General features: G+C 49.4%; 17 protein-coding genes. 12 read left to right on the top strand and 5 right to left on the bottom strand.

Annotation, left to right across the window (positions count from 1 at the left end):
* Positions 1 to 328 precede the first annotated feature (328 nt).
* From ABEB26_RS13570 to ABEB26_RS13550, 5 genes are all read left to right on the top strand, one after another.
* Positions 329 to 1,534 carry a class I SAM-dependent methyltransferase gene (locus ABEB26_RS13570; RefSeq protein ID WP_345722563.1) on the top strand — a complete coding sequence of 402 codons (1,206 nt, stop codon included), beginning with the start codon at positions 329 to 331 and terminating at the stop codon, positions 1,532 to 1,534.
* Positions 1,531 to 3,969, top strand: coding sequence for a glycosyltransferase family 4 protein (locus ABEB26_RS13565; RefSeq protein WP_345722562.1), 2,439 nt, complete (start codon positions 1,531 to 1,533; stop codon positions 3,967 to 3,969). Before ABEB26_RS13570 ends, ABEB26_RS13565 begins: the two co-directional genes overlap by 4 nt.
* A gap of 9 nt (positions 3,970 to 3,978) precedes the next feature.
* The gene (locus ABEB26_RS13560) at positions 3,979 to 5,730 is read left to right on the top strand and encodes a glycosyltransferase family 4 protein (RefSeq protein ID WP_345722560.1); all 1,752 of its coding nucleotides are present in this window, start codon (positions 3,979 to 3,981) and stop codon (positions 5,728 to 5,730) included.
* Positions 5,731 to 5,893: 163 nt separating this feature from the next.
* A complete protein-coding gene (mqnE, locus tag ABEB26_RS13555; protein WP_012189706.1) occupies positions 5,894 to 6,997 on the top strand; it encodes an aminofutalosine synthase MqnE in 1,104 nt (367 codons plus the stop codon).
* A 76-nt stretch (positions 6,998 to 7,073) separates the two neighbouring features.
* Positions 7,074 to 7,889, top strand: coding sequence for a menaquinone biosynthetic enzyme MqnA/MqnD family protein (locus tag ABEB26_RS13550; RefSeq protein ID WP_345722559.1), 816 nt, complete (start codon positions 7,074 to 7,076; stop codon positions 7,887 to 7,889).
* Between the two features lie 179 nt (positions 7,890 to 8,068).
* Here the strand turns inward: ABEB26_RS13550 and ABEB26_RS13545 are convergent, their stop codons facing one another.
* Positions 8,069 to 11,131, bottom strand: coding sequence for a GAF domain-containing protein (locus ABEB26_RS13545; protein ID WP_345722558.1), 3,063 nt, complete (start codon positions 11,129 to 11,131; stop codon positions 8,069 to 8,071).
* A 130-nt stretch (positions 11,132 to 11,261) separates the two neighbouring features.
* Between ABEB26_RS13545 and ABEB26_RS13540 the strand changes: the two genes are divergently transcribed.
* Together ABEB26_RS13540 and ABEB26_RS13535 are read left to right on the top strand one after the other, a co-directional pair.
* Positions 11,262 to 11,591: a glutaredoxin family protein gene (locus ABEB26_RS13540; RefSeq protein WP_345722557.1), complete on the top strand. Its 330-nt coding sequence runs from the start codon at positions 11,262 to 11,264 to the stop codon at positions 11,589 to 11,591.
* Positions 11,592 to 11,688: 97 nt separating this feature from the next.
* Positions 11,689 to 13,017 (top strand): hypothetical protein, encoded by a 1,329-nt coding sequence (locus tag ABEB26_RS13535; RefSeq protein WP_345722556.1) that lies wholly within the window; start codon positions 11,689 to 11,691, stop codon positions 13,015 to 13,017.
* A gap of 214 nt (positions 13,018 to 13,231) precedes the next feature.
* On the opposite strand, the gene ABEB26_RS26950 is transcribed toward ABEB26_RS13535, so the two are convergent.
* From ABEB26_RS26950 to ABEB26_RS13530, 3 genes are all read right to left on the bottom strand, one after another.
* Positions 13,232 to 13,423, bottom strand: coding sequence for a helix-turn-helix domain-containing protein (locus ABEB26_RS26950; RefSeq protein WP_486348309.1), 192 nt, complete (start codon positions 13,421 to 13,423; stop codon positions 13,232 to 13,234).
* Entirely contained in the window at positions 13,407 to 13,613 is a 207-nt protein-coding gene (locus ABEB26_RS26945) for an HNH endonuclease (protein WP_407928474.1), read from the bottom strand. Before ABEB26_RS26945 ends, ABEB26_RS26950 begins: the two co-directional genes overlap by 17 nt.
* A gap of 134 nt (positions 13,614 to 13,747) precedes the next feature.
* Complete coding sequence (locus ABEB26_RS13530; protein WP_345722555.1) at positions 13,748 to 14,008, bottom strand: helix-turn-helix domain-containing protein; 261 nt, start codon at positions 14,006 to 14,008, stop codon at positions 13,748 to 13,750.
* Between the two features lie 188 nt (positions 14,009 to 14,196).
* Between ABEB26_RS13530 and ABEB26_RS13525 the strand changes: the two genes are divergently transcribed.
* The 5 genes from ABEB26_RS13525 to ABEB26_RS13505 all read left to right on the top strand — a co-directional run bounded on the left by ABEB26_RS13525 (position 14,197) and on the right by ABEB26_RS13505 (position 17,621).
* A complete protein-coding gene (locus ABEB26_RS13525; protein WP_345722554.1) occupies positions 14,197 to 14,835 on the top strand; it encodes a hypothetical protein in 639 nt (212 codons plus the stop codon).
* 2 nt (positions 14,836 to 14,837) lie between these two features.
* Entirely contained in the window at positions 14,838 to 15,245 is a 408-nt protein-coding gene (gene tnpA / locus ABEB26_RS13520; RefSeq protein ID WP_345722553.1) for an IS200/IS605 family transposase, read from the top strand.
* 2 nt (positions 15,246 to 15,247) lie between these two features.
* Positions 15,248 to 16,405, top strand: coding sequence for an RNA-guided endonuclease InsQ/TnpB family protein (locus ABEB26_RS13515; RefSeq protein WP_345722552.1), 1,158 nt, complete (start codon positions 15,248 to 15,250; stop codon positions 16,403 to 16,405).
* A gap of 119 nt (positions 16,406 to 16,524) precedes the next feature.
* On the top strand, positions 16,525 to 16,818 hold the full coding sequence (locus ABEB26_RS13510; protein WP_345722551.1) for a hypothetical protein: 294 nt from the start codon (positions 16,525 to 16,527) through the stop codon (positions 16,816 to 16,818).
* A 2-nt stretch (positions 16,819 to 16,820) separates the two neighbouring features.
* Positions 16,821 to 17,621, top strand: coding sequence for a hypothetical protein (locus ABEB26_RS13505; RefSeq protein WP_345722550.1), 801 nt, complete (start codon positions 16,821 to 16,823; stop codon positions 17,619 to 17,621).
* Between the two features lie 21 nt (positions 17,622 to 17,642).
* On the opposite strand, the gene ABEB26_RS13500 is transcribed toward ABEB26_RS13505, so the two are convergent.
* Positions 17,643 to 17,855: a hypothetical protein gene (locus tag ABEB26_RS13500; RefSeq protein WP_345722549.1), complete on the bottom strand. Its 213-nt coding sequence runs from the start codon at positions 17,853 to 17,855 to the stop codon at positions 17,643 to 17,645.
* Positions 17,856 to 17,965: the final 110 nt, after the last annotated feature.

Here is a 17,965-nt window from a genome sequence, read left to right as displayed (position 1 = left end):
TAAATTGCATATTAAGCTGAAATTCTAATATTAATCTAAATAATGATTCAAAGCATGATTTAATTGAAACCGCAGCAATGCTGCGGTTTTTTTGTTGATTATCTGTAATATTTGAGTGATTTATCAGCTAGATTTTGTAAAATAGACAATTAGAAATAGAATCATTTAATTATAAATATTGAGATTATATATACATTACACATAGAATTATAAAAATAAATGTATACATTAATCGTAGCTAGATAGATTTTAGAAGTGTCACAACTAGCGATCTGCGCAGAGTATGCTATAATTCGCATTTTGTAGGTGTACTTTGGAAAGGGTTGCAATGACGATGATTCCTGTGCTTGAGCATTGGATTTCCGATGAGCTGCTCACGATGCCCTTTGATCAATATCAGCGTTATCGTGTCAGTGCTGAGGCAATTTTTTTGCTAAAACAGGCTGCTGCGGCCAGCGATCAGCGTTGGCGCATTCTTGATGTTGGCGGCTTTTTTCCGCCACGCAACGGCGTGCTGCCACTTCAAGCTTTTTTTCCTAATGATGAAACATTGGTGGTTGATACCACTGATTATGAGGGCGTGGGCTATCAGCAGGCTGATGGCACTCAATTACCCTTTGATGATCAGTCGTTTGATATTGTCTTGAGTTGCGACACGCTTGAGCATATTCCACTCGAGGGGCGCAACAGCTTTTTGGCTGAATTACGGCGGGTTGCTAGCCGAGCAGTTTTTTTAGCTGCACCCCACGCACTCGCCAATGTTGCGACATCTGAGGCGATGTTGCGCGATTATCTGGGCCAATTGAACATGCATAATTCAATGTTGAATGAGCATGTTCAATATGGTTTGCCCCAATCGACTTTGGTTGAGGCTTGGCTCCAATCCGAACAACTTGATTATCTTGCCTTTGAAAGTGGCTATTTGCCACATTGGCAGTTGTTGATGGTCTTGAAGCATTTACTGTTTCGCCAACACCAGCGTGATGCGATGCATGCCAATTTCGATGCGCTCTATAATCAACGCTTTTATGCCTACGACCAACGTGGGCCTGGCTATCGTCGCATCTATTTAATTGCTACCGCTGGTCAGCTTGACGTAAGGTTGCAAACCTTGGTTGAGCGCTCGCTACGGGCAACACCAACTGATCCTGCTAGCGATTTATTAAGCATGGTTTTACCAATCCTGACCAGCACGGCCTATGATACAGTGCTATATCAGCAGACGCTTGATCAGAAGTTGCTGGATTTAAAAGCTGAGCATGGCTTGCAAATCGAGAAATTAGATTGGCTGATCAATGTGCAACGCTTTGATCAAGATATTGCTGATTTACAAGCTGAGCATCGCGATCTTCAGCGGCGTTTGCTTGATGCCTCGGTGTTGGCGGCGCAGCTTGAGGCTGAAAAACGTGGCGTGCAAGCCCAACTTGATCAGCTGAATTGGCAACATACAACTTTGCAACAACAATTTGCGGCCTCGCCGATCGAGCGACTTTCGCGAGGTTTATCACGCTTGTTGAAGGGGATTCGCCGATGACTCAACTAAATGTGGTTTTTTGGAGTGGCTGTGGCGGCGAGACCCAACGCTACCGTTGTGATCATGCGATTGCGCTGTTGCAGCAGCGTGGGCATACGGCCAGCTTATTTTGGCAAACCGACCCTGCGGTTATCGCCGCAATTGCCGAAGCTGATCTAGTAATTATTCATCGTCCTCAGCAAAGCCATTTTTGGCAATTGGTGCGCCAAGCCGCCGCCGGGCGACCATTGGTGTATGAAACCGATGATCTGCTTTTTGACCCAAGTTTGGTTGATGCAATGCCGATTGTGGCCCAAAATCAAGGCTTTGAACGCCAACGTTGGCGAGCCTATGCGCTTGGTAATGCGCCAGTCTTTGAGCAATGTGTGGCGGCAACCGTCAGCACTAGCGCTCTAGCCGAGGCTGCCACAGCCTTGCACAAGTCGGTTTGGGTTCAGCGCAATGTCATCGGCGATGATTGGTTAGCCTGGTGTGAGCAGGCCTATCGTGCTCGCACCACCCATGATCAGCTCACGATTGGCTATTTCAGCGGCACGTTTTCGCATAATGCCGATTTGGCCTTGATTGCGCCAGCGCTGGTAACTGTGCTGCAGCAATATCCCCAAGTTCGTTTATTGTTAGGTGGGCACATTGACCTGCCTGATCTGCTCAAGCTAGTTGCTGATCAAGTGGAATATGCGCCATTTGTACCTTTGGCCGAGTTGCCAAACATTATGGCCCAAGCGGATATTGTGATTGCACCGCTCGATCATGAAAATCAATTTACGCGCTGCCGCAGTGAACTTAAATATCTTGAAGCAGCAGCCTTGCGTTTGCCGATGGTGGCTACGCCAATTCCGGCCTTTGCTGAGGCGATTGAGCATGGCCAGAATGGCTTTTTGGCTCAGACGGTTGAGCAATGGCAAACCAATTTAATCCAATTAATCCAAGATCCAGCTTTACGTGAGCAGATTGGCCAAGCGGCCTATGCCCATGTTTGTGCTAAATACACGATTGCTGCCGCTGCCGCTGGCTATGAAACCAGCCTACGAGAGATTCTTAGCCAATTCCAAGAGCCAATTGGGCAGCCTGATTATGCCCAATTGACCACGCAATTTGAGGCCGAACTTGAACTGATTGATCAGCAAGTGCATATGCTTACTGGCTGCGATGTTGGCAACGCAGGCAATTATCGTTGTCGCCATCGCCAAGAACAACTGCATTGGTATACGATCCAGAGTGAGGTCACCAGCCTGTATGTTGACCCAATGGAGATTGCCAAGGCGCTACGCTATGATTTGCTGATTTTGCATCGGGTAGCTCATGATCCGATGATCGAGGAATTAATTTACTCACATCAAGCGTTGCAACACCCAGTGATCTTCGATACCGATGATTTGGTGTTTCGGCCAGATTTGCTGAGCTATGTTGATGCAATCAAGGATTGGCCGGCTGAAGATGTGGCGCTGTATCGCGATGGAGTCGAGCGCTATCGCCGCACAATGTTGATGTGTGATGCGGTGATTGTCTCAACTGAGCCATTAGCCGAGCAGGTGCGCATTTTTGGTTTGCCAGCCTATGTTGTGCGCAACGCCTTGAGCCAGCAACAGATCGATCATGCTCAACCTTTTGCCACCCATCGTCGTGCTCAACCTCTGCCAGCAGCAACAGATCCAGTGATTATTGGCTATTTTAGCGGCACTGCCACCCATAACAGTGATTTTCTTCAGGCTGAAGCGGCTATTTTACACATTTTGCAGCAATATTCCCATGTTCGTTTGCGAATTGTTGGTCCGCTTGAGTTATCGTCGGCCTTTGATTCTGTGCTTGATCGGATTGAGCGGCGTGGGCTTGTGCCATTGCCTGAGTTAGCTGGCGAAATTGCCGCAGTCGATTTTGCCTTGGCCCCGCTGGAGCTTGATAATCCCTTTTGTCAATCCAAAAGTGAAGTCAAATATATGGAAGCTGGCTTGGTAGGCGTTCCATTGGTGGCCTCGCCGATTGAAGCTTTTCAAGTAGCGATCACCCATGGCGTAAATGGCATGTTGGCTACGAGTCAACAAGAATGGGTTACGGCGTTGACTGCGTTGGTGACTAGCCCGGAACTACGCCGCCAGCTGGGCGAGGCAGCCCTAGCTGATGTGCATGCTCGCTACACGCCGCAAGCTCGTAGCCGTGAATTATTTCATGTGTTGCAAACGATTCGAGCGCAGTATCAACCGCGACCGACCCGTGGCAGCGCCAACAATGTGATCATCGATCAATTGAATGCGGCCAATAGCGACATTCAACGCCTGAAGGATGAAATTCAAGCCTTAACCACGCTCTATAATCAAACCAAAGACTATGCGCAAGGGTTGGAACAGCATATTCAACGAGTTGCCAATGGCCGTGTGATGCGCCTAAGCAATCGCCTCAATCAGCTATTTCAACGAGTGCTAGCACGCAAAGGATAAGCAATATTTATGCAATCTTCCCAACCGCCACGTCTGCGGATTGCTTGGCTGTTATCGGCCCCCATTGTTGGCTCTGGTGGCTATGCCAATATTTTTCGCATTATTAATTTATTAGCCATGTTTGGCCATGAAAATGTTATTTTCATGAATCCTGATCTCTATCCAACCGACTCGGTTGATCGGCCCGAGCGCTATATTCAGCGCTTTTTTGGGGTTGTGCATGCCAAAATCTATTTCTGGCCTGAGCGAATTAGCGGCTATGATGTGGTGTTGGCAACTCAATGGGGCACAACTCGTGGCTTTGAGCGCTGTGATCCCGCTATTCGCCGCGCTTATTTTGTGCAAGATTTCGAGCCATTTTTCTATGCAATGGGTGACGATTGGCTGCGAGCCGAGGCGACCTACAAACAGGGTTGGCCGTGTATTACCTTGGGCCATTGGCTGGCAAAACATCTTCACGAGCAATATCAAGCCACAACCTATCCCTTTGATTTTGCGGTTGAGCACGAGCGCTACTATCCTCGACCTCAACTAGCCAGCAAAAAACCGCGGGTGATTTTCTATGCTCGGCCATCAACGCCGCGCCGCTGTTTTGACCTAGGGATCAAAGCGCTGGCTTTGGTGAAAGAGCAACGACCTGATGTCGAAATTGTGCTCTTTGGCGATAAAGGCCTGAAACATTATTGGACACCGTTTGAGTTTACCGACAAAGGGATTCTAACGCCCGATGAGCTAGCCGAGTTGTATGCTTCGGCGACCGCTGGTTTGGTTATTTCTTCGACCAATCCTTCGTTGATGCCACCGGAGATGATGGCAACTGGCTGCCCTGTGATCGACTTGGATTTAGCACCCAATCACTTTTTGGTTGATCATGGTAAAACTGGATTATTAGCCCAAGCTGAGCCGGCAGCTGTGGCTAAGGCCTTGCTGCAAGTGTTGAATGATCAAGCCTTACGCCAACGCCTGATCAATGCGGCCTTAGCGCATGCCAAAACCTTGAGTTGGGAACGCTCGGCTCGTGATGTTGAGCAAGCACTAGGTAAAATTGTTGGCAGTGCTGTGCAATCGTTGGATACGCCACAAACCATGCCCGACAGTGAACATCCCTTTGGCGATGGGGTTACTCCAGCGTTAAGTGCCAGCTTCCAGGTTGGACAACGGTTTGTCGCTCAGAACGATGGCTTATGTCGCTGGGAAATTCCCTTGGCCCAAGCGCCGCAACATCCAATGCGCTTGCAACTTTATGATGCCTTGGTGAACCCTGACCAATCCATGGTTGATACCAAACAGGCGCAGTATGCTGATGGTTGGCTGAGTTTTGAGTTTGCCCCCTTGCCAGCAAGCCGCAATCAGGCGCTGCATGCTGTTGTGAGTTGCGATCAAGCACCTGGCTTACGCTTCGATTTTCAAACTACACCTGGCGGATCATTGAGCTATAACGGTATGCCGCAAGTCGGGCGGCTTTGTTATCGTAGCGCCTATGCTGTCGCCTACGAAGACCAGCGCGATCCTGAGCCACAGCCTGAAGCGGCCTATCTGGCAGCGCAACAAGCCTTAATGCAGGCTGAGTATTTGCAATTAAGTGCGTTTGCCGAACGCTTGCACGCTGCATATGTTCCCAAGAAAAGCTTTCCAGAGCGAGCAACCAAAGCTGTCAAGCTATTGCGCTCAGGCAATGTGTTGGGCTTGGCTCGCGAAAGTACGCGCTACCTGCACTGGCTCTATGATCGCGCCAAAGCCCGTTGGCATAATCGTGATTAATAGTGGTGCTATAGTGTTGGGTAGTTGTTCGCGACTACCCTTGTTTGTTGTTGCCTGAAGTTTTAATTCTTGTACTACATAGCGCTAGAATGGGTTGCATCAAGCTGAAATTTGCTGTTACATTGTGATATAATGAACACAGTAGCGCGGAAAGGAACTGTCTATGGCTATTCTGTTGGCGAAGTCGCCACTCTCCGATATTGCTGAAAAAGTTGAAGCAGGCGAACGCCTTTCGTTTGACGATGGAATGCGTTTGTATCAAACTAACGATATTTTAGCCTTGGGTAAGTTGGCCGATACGGTGAATCGGCGCAAAAATGGCGATGTGGTGTATTTTGTGCAAAATCACCGCATTACGCCAACCAATGTCTGCGCGTTTCACTGTAATTTTTGTTCATTTCGGCGTAATGGCAACGAACCCGATGCCTTTGTGCGTACTCCTGAACAAATTATCGATCACGTCGGGCGTTTGTTTAGCGAACGCACCCGCGAATTTCATATTGTCGGCGGTTTAGTGCCCGATCTCGATGTTGAATATTATGCCGATATCATTCGTGAATTGAAGGATCATTATCCCAATGTTCACGTCAAAGCCTTTACGGCAGTTGAAATTGATTATATGGCTCAAATTTCGCATCTCGATTGGCGCACGACCCTTGAGATTTTGCGCAAGGCTGGGCTGGATGCCTTGCCTGGTGGCGGGGCTGAAATTTTCCATCCAGCAGTACGCCGTAAAATCTGCCCCGAAAAGGTTGATGGCGATGGTTGGTTGGAAATTCATGGCATCGCTCACGAACTAGGCATTAAAACCAACGCGACCATGCTGTATGGCCATATCGAAACCCTCGAGCAACGGGTTGATCACTTGTTGCGCTTGCGCGAACAGCAAGATAAAACTGGCGGTTTTGTGACCTACATTCCGCTGGCCTTCCACCCTGAAAACAACAATTTGGGGCGGGTCAAAAAGCTTGATTGGACGACAGGCTTCGAGGATTTGAAGAATTTGGCGATTGGCCGTTTGTTGCTCGACAACTTTGCCCATGTCAAAGCCTACTGGATTTCGCTCACGCCACGTTTGGCCCAAGTTGCATTATCGTTTGGGGTTTCCGACGTTGACGGCACGGTGATCGAAGAAGAAATCTATCACGCTGCTGGGGCTAAAACCGAACAAGGTATCTCACGGGCAGAATTAGTGCATCTGGTGACGACTGCAGGCAAAACCGCAGTTGAACGGGATGCCCTTTATAATCACATTGCTGTGAACTAATAGCAGGGTTTGGAGCATTTGCCCGAAGCCTTGCCTATCGCGTGAGTCGCCTAGCGTACTCACGCTTTTAAATTTTATGCTTGGTGTAATTGATTATTTAAATACACAACCGATGGATTATGGCATTACCGAGCGTTTGCCGCATGTGCCTGTCCAACGCGGAGTGCCAACGGCGATCAATGCGGCGGTTTTACGCGGCGAGGTTGCGGTTGCCCCAATGTCGGTCTATGAATGGGCCTTGCATGCTGATGAGTTGTTAGTGGTGCGTGATTTCTCGATTGCCACGATTGGAGCAGTCAATAGTGTCAATCTCTTTTCGTGGTCGGCTGATCCACGCCAACTCGACGGCCAGCCAGTTGCATTAACCACCGATTCGGCTACCAGCATCAATTTGCTCAGAGTGCTGTGCGAGCGCCATTACCGCATTCAACCGGAGTGGCGTTCTATGGCCTCGAATCTTGATGCAATGTTGGCAGAATGTCAGGCTGGCTTGATGATTGGTGATAAAGCTTTAGTTGAAGCAGCCACCCGTCGGCATTTGGGCGAACGTGGTTTGCCCTACTGCTTTGATCTGGGCGACGAATGGCTAAAACTCAGTGGCTTGCCATTTGTCTTTGCAGTTTGGGTCGTGCGGCGCGATCAAGCTGAGGCTGTGCGGGAAGCTGGAATTGTACCAGCCTTGCGGGCCGCTAAAGCCGAAAATCTCATGCGCATCGATGAATTGGCTCAACTGTATGCACCGCGGATTAGCATATCGCCTGGCGTTTGTGCCAAATATCTACGCGATTTGCGTTATCACTTAACCTCGGTGGATTTGGAAGGCTTGCATACGTTTTTGCGCTATGCCGTGCCAAGCTTCCAACCAAGCCAATTGGAGTGGTTTAGCGAGTAAGTGCATTCCCTTACCCCTAGCCCTATAGGGGTAGGTTTTTACAGTGGTTGGGTGGAATGCACCGTCGATTTTCATGCCCTCACCCCCTGCCCCCTCTCCCGCCGAGCGAGCGAGGGGGAACCGAAGGGTAGAACACCCGTCGCCAACCGCAGTGGGAGAGGGGCTGAGGGTGAGGGGATTTAGCGTGACTTACGAATGGCGTAGATCGCTTGTAATTCGCGTTTGCCTTTGAGTTGAACTGGTTCAAGCTCCTCAAGTTGGCGTTTATGCCGCTTCAAACGTTGGGCCAACGGCTGGGTGATAATAATTTGCCCAGCCTCGGCAATCCCCACCAAGCGACTAGCCGTATTTACCACATCGCCAATTACGGTGTAATCCATGCGTTGGGCTGAGCCAATATTGCCAACCACTGCCCGCCCACAACTCATGCCAATCCCTAAGCCAATTGCATAACCAAAGCTGGCTTGCCATTCAGTTTGCAGTTTGGCGAAGGTTTGCTGCATATCGATTGCGGCATTCATGGCACGTTCAGCATCGTTGGGCAATGGCCGCACCGAGCCAAAAACCGCCATCAAGCCATCGCCCAAAAACTTATCGATAATCGCATCATAACGATAGAGTACAGCAGTCATTTCATCAAAAAAACGATTGAGAATTTGCTTGACCACGACTTGGGGTGCGAGATTTTCGCTGAGCGCCGTAAACCCACGCAAATCAGCAAATAGCACCACAATATCGCGTTCGCTAGCCTCGCCAAAACCACCTTCGCTAAGCAATTGCTCAACCAAGGGCGGAGCCATGTAGCGTTGTAAATCGGCGCGTAAACGTTCTAGGCGTTGGGCTTGCAGTTGTTGGTTTTCCAAGGCTTGGGCAAATAGCGTGGCCAGGGTTTGCAACAAATTACGGTCATTCGAGCGCCAAACATAGTGCATATCAGCGGGCTTAATCAACAAAAGGCCTTGCAAGCGTTCTGCACTATACAACTGGGCTACCACCACAGTATTCACTTCAGCTTGACGTAATACTTCGCCTAAAGCCGAGGCATGCTGGTGGTTGAGCATTTGTACGCGACTTTCGTCGAGGCTGGCCAATAACTCTGGCAAGGCTGGTAGCTCGTGCAACCACGATTGTGGGTAGGCAATGCTGCGGGTAATCTGGCGCTGATCGGGATCAACCAACACTAACATACTTTGGGGAGCCTGAAACATGGCCGCAACTTGCTGCATAATCTCATGAAATGCTGGCTCGGTGGTGGTACTGGTTAGTTGTAGGGCAATGTCGTTAACTCGATTAAGTTGTTGAATATATTCTTGTTCGCGCAAAAACAGCTTGGCGTTATCCAACCCAACGGTCAACTGAACCGCAATTGCTCCTAAAATTGATTGAGTGAGGCCATCTAAGGCACTTGGATCGCTATGCCCAATCACCAAGAGGCCTTGAATGCCTTCGTGGGTATGGAGGGGCACGATCAACTCGGCGACGATCGTTGGCTCACCCCACTCATAATTTAAGCAAAACTGCTCGCTATTGTTGCTGAGCCAGCTTTGGTAGTGCTCTAAGGCTTGTAAAATTCGCGCATCGATGCTCAATGGTTGGTTGTAGGGATTATGGGCAAAATTGTGGGTTCCGGCTCGCAGCATGAATTCGTTATTGTGCTTGAGCAAAATTGCCACGCTGTTGAAGCCAAAACTATGGCGAACCAAAGAGGCAACCAAGCGCAATAGTTGATCGGGAGTCATCAGCTCGGCGAAATTACGGCCTAATTCAACCAACAATTGCAATTGATTGGCCCGGGTATGCTCTCGCGCAAACAAGCGATTATTGTTAACTGCGGTTGTGCCATGGTTGGCGAAGACTTCGAGCGCCTGAATCGTGGCTAAATCGGGGGTGATCAAATTATTTGGCAGATCGACGATCATCAGTCCAAGCAATTGTTGCGGGCTACCCAAGGGCACAAACAAATAATCGGCTTGGCGAATCCCAATCGCGCCAAATGGCAGTTGATTGGTTTCTTCGTCGTCAAGCTTATAGCCTGAAGGCACGAAATACGAGCGACTGATGCGAAACCGCTCCCGCAGCAACGGGACAATGCTTTGCTGAATCTGGGCATTGGTCCAGAGTTGTTGAATTTGTTCGCGCTGAACTCCGGCTACACCTTGGGCTGGCTCAACATCATCAATCCCAAACACATGAATAATCACTTGGCGAAAACCCAACGAACGATGAATCGCTTGGGCTAACTCATTCAAAACATCTTGCAAGGGCAAATTGAGGCTCAAGCGCTCGCCGACATTCAACAATTCTTCCAACATTTGCGAGCGGCGTTCGAGCAGGCTCTTTTGTTGGACGGTGGTTTGAAAAAGTTGGGCGTGATTAAAAGCTGTAACGCTTTGGTTGCCAATATTTTGGGCTAATTCAAGGTGCTCTTGGGTAAAATAATTGGTACGGGTATGGGCTGCGGTAACCACACCAACCACAATCCCTTGATGAATTAGTGGTACTGATAAAATCGAGCGGGTGGTTTCGGTGCGACGATCAAGCGAGATCCAGCGAGGGTCGCGGGCGGTATCGGCGATGATCAACGGTTTCATGGCCCGCATAACCCATCCGGCCACACCATCGCGAATGACCCGTTGAATACTCTCGGTGTTGAGGGTTTCTTTGACCGACGAGGCATAAAATGGCGTGTTATGATCGTTAACTAAAATAATCGAGGTGCGAACTGCGCCCAAGGCATTGGCTAATTGCAGCACCAAATCGCGCAAAATGCTATTAATATCGAGCGAACTGTTGAGCGTTTGGCTGATGGCATATAAAATATGCATTTGGCGGGTCGATTCTTCGAGGCCACGGCGGTTTTTTTGCAACCGCAGCATTACCCTCAAACGCGCCAAAAGCTCGGATAACTCGATTGGCTTGACTAAAATATCATCGGCCCCAGCATCAAGTGCGGCAACTTTGGTGCGCAAATCGCCGAGCGCCGTGATTTGAATAATTGGAATAAAGGGAATTGCGGGGTTACTGCGCAAATGGCGAGTGAGATCAACCCCATTCATGCCGGGCAAGGAAATATCCAACAAAATAATATCAGGAGTGATGACGCGGACAAATTGCAAAGCTTCTTCGCTGCTGTTGGCCAATGATACGCGATAGCCAGCATCACGTAGCAGCAGTTGAAACATCCGGCTAATACTGAGGTCATCTTCGACGATTAACACATGGCCATTGCTTGCATCAGGCATGGGAGTTCTCCATTGCGTCGCTGCCCTTCATTGTACGAGGTGTTCTGGCGTTTGACAATGGCATAAAGCGAAGTACGATCATAGCGCACCTCATTTTATCCTTGTCCAGCGGTGCTTATGGAGGTTTCTTGTGAGTAAACATGTCGTCGTGTATGGTCGAACGAGCTTTTGCCCGGATTTGGCTCGTTCGCAGCGTTTTTTGGCCGCTAACAACGTGGCCTACACCCAGATCAATATCGATCAAGATGCTGAGGCAGGAGCCTTGGTTGAGGGGTGGGTTGGGCATCGCAGTGTGCCCACAATTGTGATTGCCGAAGCGGGCAGCAATGTGCCATTCGAAGCGCCAGCGCCATTGCCAGCAGGCCGCCAAGCTCGCTCGTATGATCGTGGCACGGTGATTACTGAGCCAAGCGACGAGGCCTTAAGTGGTTTCTTGAAGCGCAACGGTTTGTTGAGTTAAGCGTATCTTGAGCGGAGTTGAGGGGCGAAGGTTGGCATGAGAGCCAACCGATGAGAATGGTTTTAGCTTAATTTGGGTACGATAGGGCGACCCTGCTATGACCACACCAAAAACACTACAATGGACAGCCGACGTTGTGCATACGCTGTTAAACTACCCGCAACGGCTGCTGGAGCATCCTACTTGGACGCTGGTTATCGCTGAATTTGGCGGCATTCGGCAACTGCGTCAACACCTCTTAACCTATCCACTTAAAACCAAAGAATTGCGCTTGCTCAACGCATTGCTCGACTATCCCGATGCCACAGTTGAATATTATTGCGATGTGTTGGCAATTCATCCAGCCACCTTTCATCGCCAACATAAGGCACTCTGCCAGCGTTTGAGTGGCTTATTACCAGTGCCACTTGCCAATGATCACCCTGCCTCAGAATCGGCGCAATTGCCCAACCACACGCCCAAAACCAGCTTTATTGGCCGAACCCTCGATCTTGAGCGAATTCAATTGCTGTTTGATCAAGGCTGTCATTGGATTAGCTTGGTTGGCGCGGCTGGAACGGGTAAAACACGGTTGGCCTTGGAAATGAGCCAACGGGTTAGCTCAATGTTTGGTGATGGAATTTGCCTATTGCGGCTGAATGATGGCATTGAGTTGGCGGCGCTTGCTGAGCATTGTTTAAGCCAACTTGGGCTTGATCCGTTATGCGACGATCCACGCCAGCGGTTTCAAGCCTATTTTGGTTCACGCCAAATCTTGCTGATCATTGATAATCTGAATCAACCAGAACTGGCGGCTTGGTTGATTGATGGGTTGCAGGCTGCGCCGTTTGTGCGAGTTATATCGACTGGCTGCCAGCGGCTAAATGTGCCGAATGAATGTTTACATCATGTTGAACCGCTTGGTTATGTTCAACGTGACGATCAACCTACCTTGCTTGCTGAGAATCCTGCCTTGCAACTCTTGCTTGAACGATTAACGACGTTTCAGCCGATTGATCTAACCAAGCTAGATCAACGGAGAATACTCATTCAGATTTGTCAGCTGCTTGACGGAAATCCCCTCGCTTTAGAATTAGCCGCTGGTTTAGCTGCAACCCATGATTTGGCGACGCTTGGGACACAACTTCGCACCATGAACATGCAGCCTTTTGAAAGCCTAGGGCAGCTCATTCAGTGGAGTTATGCCGCATTACAACCAACCACCCAACAACTTTTAGGGTTATTAGCGATGTTGCCGCAAGCGATTCGCGCTCCCCAACTGCTTGAATTGGATGGACGTTCGCTAGATTTAATCAATGCAGACTTACTTGAAGCCCAAGCAAACTATTTATTGATCGATTGGTTGGATTGGTATGTCCTGCCAAGTAGTATTCAACGCTTTATAGGTTTGCCGCAGAACACCCCGCCCCTTGTGGGCGTGGGATGAATGCGTGCTAGTTCTGACGAAGAGCAATTAAAGAGAGAAATAGCAGGCTATCTCGTGAATAGCAATCAAACGTGGTTCGGTTGTTTTGACTGCGTGAAACATACTATATCTCATACAGTCAAAAAACGACTATTATCGGGTATAATAGCCGTCGCTATGCCTTCCTTGGTTCGGTGTAGCCGCGCCCTCGGCTGTTGGTAGCAGCGTGAGGGCTTCAATTATTATCCTCGGCTTTGTGCTCTCCGTGTTTCAGTAGTTCACCAGGTGTAACACCTAGTAATGTTGCCAACTTGTCTAGCGCCTCTAGATTTACCTCAGTTGTTTCGTTATACCAGTAACGCCGGATCATTCCAATGGTCAGACCGCTTTGGCGCTGCAACTGTGACATGTTAAATGATTTCTTCATGGATGAGTAATACACCCCGCTTCACGCCCAATCGCTTACGCACGACCCAATCAAGGCTATTATCGCGTTGTGTCCCCAACACGAGATGCGAGGGATTACAGCAAACACTATTCGCGCATCGGTGTCGAACCACCAGTTTGCTATCAACTGCCCCATAGGTAAGCGCGTAGGCAAGTCTGTTTGCGACCATATATCTGCCCGGCGAAATCTCAATAGATCGAGGGCTGTATCCCTTGCCACAAGGCCAACAGGCATCAGGACCACCAGAACGATCTACTTTTGCCCAAAATGCTGCTATCAATTCATCTGTTATGCCATCCATTGTTATACCCCACTGCGCTTGGTGTCGCCCTCATCCGCCCCTTGATCGGCTTCCTGTGGCACACCTGGCTTGCCGCCGAAAAGATCTGAAACAGTTACCCCTAACGCCGTTGCGGCGCGGTCAAGAGTTCTTCTGTTGAGTTGATCTGTCCTGTCGTGCCAGAGATTGTGGGCTGTTGTGTAGGACAACTCAGCCTTACGTGCAAAGGTTGTTATGTTCAACCCCTGTTCCTCGGCAAGTTCTTTGATTCGCAGATAGGTCATTTGCCGCCTCCTAATAGAACAGTCCAAGGTACAGTATAAGACTATACATCTCTCTAGTCAATGATGTATAATTCTCTATTGAATAACTCTATAGAGTGTGCTATACTTTTCTTATCAATAAACAAAAGCGCCCTGTTGGTGCTGTGAACATCAACAGGGCATAGTCACAGAAAGATCGAGGCTTTCAAATGACCGCCAACAATTCTACCACACCAGCATTCACCAAAGCAATCCGCTACGACCGTCTAACCAAAGACTTCGCCTTGTACCTGAACGGCGAATTGATCGGCTATGCCAGCTCCTATAGCGAAGGCGAAAGCCGCTTAAACGAATTGGTCTACGAGATGTTGCGCCGTGCCTCACACGCCGATATTAGCGACCTAACCCCTGAAGATGCTGAAGTTGCCTTGGAAGTTGTCACTGCCTTGGCTGATGAAGAAGCTGCCACCGATAGTGCTGAAGTCGTGACCGTTGAAGCTGAAGCCAATGCCCAACAGGTGGATGTTGTGCCAGTCTTTTCGTACAACATCGGCGGTATTGAATTTACCGTTGGAACCGATGGCGCTCTGACGGTCTATGCAGCCCGTCGTGATGAACCTGCCTACGGACTTTGCCCCGATGATACCTATGCACTCTATCTGTTTCTTACCAAACTCCCCCACGTTGGGCCATTGCTTGAACGCGCACATATGGATCGTCAGCACTTCTTGTATGGTGACATGGAGACAAAGGAGAATAGTGAGGGGTTTGACGCTGCACCGTCGATTGTTGCCCATCTGGCAAAGGCTCGTCGCGAGAAGGAAACTGTTGCGGCGGACGTAGCCTAACGATGCAAACGCCAACCAAACGCACGTCCCACAGTGTGTATAACCTTAACTATCATTTGGTGTTTGTTACCAAATATCGGCATTGCGTGCTTAAGGGACGCATTGCCGATCACCTCAAGGCAGTCATACCAACAATCTGCACCCGCTATGGTTGGGATCAATTAGCCCTTGAAGTGATGCCCGATCATGTGCATTTGTTTCTCTCAGCACCGCCCACAACCGCACCCATGGTGATTGGGAAGACGTTGAAAAGCATCCTTGCTGTGGATGTGTTTCGCACGTTCCCAACGCTGAAACGCCGCCATTTTTGGGGTAGTGGGCTTTGGACTGATGGATGCTATTACGGTTCGGCGGGAACGGTTTCCGCCCAAACCATTGCCATGTATAGCGCCAATCAAAAGGAAGCCTAATCATGCGAACGCTGACCCGTTGTTACAAATACCGTCTTCAACCCACACCAACCCACGTCGAAACCTTGGTACAGTGGGCAGGTTGCCGACGCTTTGTCTGGAATTGGGCATTGCACTGCAAGCAAACCCACTACCAAACAACGGGTCAACGACTGAGTTATCAACGGCTTGCGGCGATGTTGGTTGATCTGAAACGTCAGCCCAAAACGGCTTTTTTGCGTGATTGCCATTCGCAACCGTTGCAACAAGCGCTGATGGATTTAGAAACGGCCTTTACCAACTTTTTCGCCAAACGCGCAAAGTATCCGCGCTTCAAGTCGCGCAAAATCACCCCGCACAGCCTACGGTTCCCGCAAGGTGTGGTCGTGGTTGATGAACACACCATCAGCGTGCCAAAAATCGGGCTGATGAAGGCGGTTATTCATCGCCCCTTGCAAGGCATAACGAAGGGTGCAACGATCAAACAAGATGCAACGGGCGCATGGTGGGTCGTATTTGTCTGTCATATCGACCGCCATGATACTCCACTTACAGATGATCATCCTGTGGGAATCGATGTGGGGCTTGAATCATTCACCACCCTGTCAACAGGCGAGAAAACTGCGCCGCCGAAGTTCTACCGCCGAAACCAGAAGAAACTTGCCCGCGCTCAGAGCAAACTATCTCGCGCTCAAAAGGGCAGTAGCAACCGCACCAAAGCAAAGAAGCGCGTTGCCAAAATTCACCAGAGAATCAGTAACCAACGCGCCGATTGGCTGCACAAGCATGCGTTGGGGATTGTTCAACGATTCGACGTGGTGTGCATCGAAGATCTGAATATCAAAGGCCTTGTGAAAACCAAGCTGGCCAAGTCGTTCAGTGATGCCGCCCTGAGTACCTTCATGCAAATGCTGCACGATAAAGCGGAATGGCATGGACGACGGGTGATTAAGGTAGAGCGTTTCTACGCCTCATCGAAGACCTGTCACTGCTGCCATGCCAAAAACGCCTTGACGCTAGCGGATCGAATCTGGACATGCCACGCCTGTGGCACGACCCATGATCGTGATGGCAACGCGGCGATCAACATGCTGCATGAAGGGCTACGCCTGCTTGCCGTTGGGACGACGGAAAGCCAAAACGCTGCTGGAGATGGTGTAAACCCAGTGAAACGCTGGTAGCCGTCGTTGAAGGCAGAAGCCACGCCCCTTGTGGGCGTGGTAGTTCACCATAAACTCGCAGGTTCAATTAAGTTCTTGTTAATGAATATCTAGCTTTGTCTGAAAGAGCGCACGATCCTATGACACAAGCATCACTTCAATGGAATGACGCAGTTGTGCATGATCTGTTGCATTATCCGCAACGGCTGTTACAGCATGATAGGTGGGCTACCATTATTGCCGAAGCGGGTGGATTACCGCAGATGCGCCAACAGTTGCTTGAATTTCCGTTGAAAGCCAAGCAACGGCGGGTTTTAGAGGTGATTTTGGCGTACCCTGAAGCTTTGGTCGTGCGCTATACCGACTTGTTGGCGATGCATCATGCCACTTTTGGCAATCGTGAATTTTGGTTTATCGATTTCGATGGGAATTGAAGATGCTATTAACTGAGGAACAGGTGGCTGATTTGATTTATACACCGGAAAAGGTGCTTGATCAGCCACCAATCACCCAACTGATGCTAGCTTGTGGCGGAATTCAGCAATGGTATGAATTATTAAAAACTATCAGCTTGAAGGAGGCTGAGCAGCGTTTGTTGCTGGTGATTTTAGCCCAGCCTGGTGCTTCAGTTGATGACTATCTCCAGCAGTTACATATTCATAAAGCAACGTTTCATCGGCATCAACGCAAGTTGATCGCTAGCCTAACCCATGCGCTCAATCACCATCCGTTGTTTCAAACTACCAGCTCAGGCTTTGAGCAATTGCAGCGAGCCGCACGTTTGCCAGCAAGTGTGGCTGTTGATCGAAGTTTACCTGCCTATCAGAGGATGCTGCAATTACTTGGGCAGGGCGTGCGCTTGATTAATGTTGTTGGCGATGATTGGGCTTTGCAACAGCAGTTGGTGCTTGCGGTTGCCCATGAGGTTCAGGCAACTTTTCAGGATGGCTGTTTATGGATTGATTTAACCAACAGACTAGAGCAAGCCTTAGTCATGCGCCTGCTTGACTATGGGCAGTTTAAACCTGCGCTAAGCGCTGCCGAACTGAGTCAACTTTTTCAAGGCCGCCATGGGTTGCTAATCTTATTGGGATATCAGGCCCATCCTGATGATGCTTTGTGGTTGCGCCGTTTACTCGAAATCGCTCCCAAACTGATTATTCTTTGCACAAGTAGCCAACGCTTGAAACTCTATGGCGAATTTTTGGTGCCAATTAGCTCGCTACCACCGCGCTAATAGGTATTTGGCGACCACGATCTAGACATCAGGTGGCGAATCGAGCGCTTCGCTTAGCTCACATTCAAGATCATTGGTGTCGGCAATCAGCGGAACAATCGGCGTAAAGCCAGTTTGAAATTGTGGCAAATAGTGCTTGGCATGGTTGCGAGTTGAGATGGTTTGTGGGCCGAGCGCCAAGTCATCGAGGGCAATTGCGGCGAGGTTTGGCAAGTTTTGGTTGCTAGTTGACATACAAACTCCTTGATTTGAAACGTCAACTCTACGCTGAGTTGGGGGGATTTAAGCCAATCAGATGGGTGGTAGCAAGCATTGGTCAAACCCACGCCAGATCGTACGTTAAG

It is taken from the genome of Herpetosiphon gulosus (assembly GCF_039545135.1).
GTDB classification, from domain to species: Bacteria; Chloroflexota; Chloroflexia; order Chloroflexales; family Herpetosiphonaceae; genus Herpetosiphon; species Herpetosiphon gulosus.
Note: the sequence above shows the minus strand (reverse complement) of the source record. Positions and strands in the feature narration are given on the sequence as shown.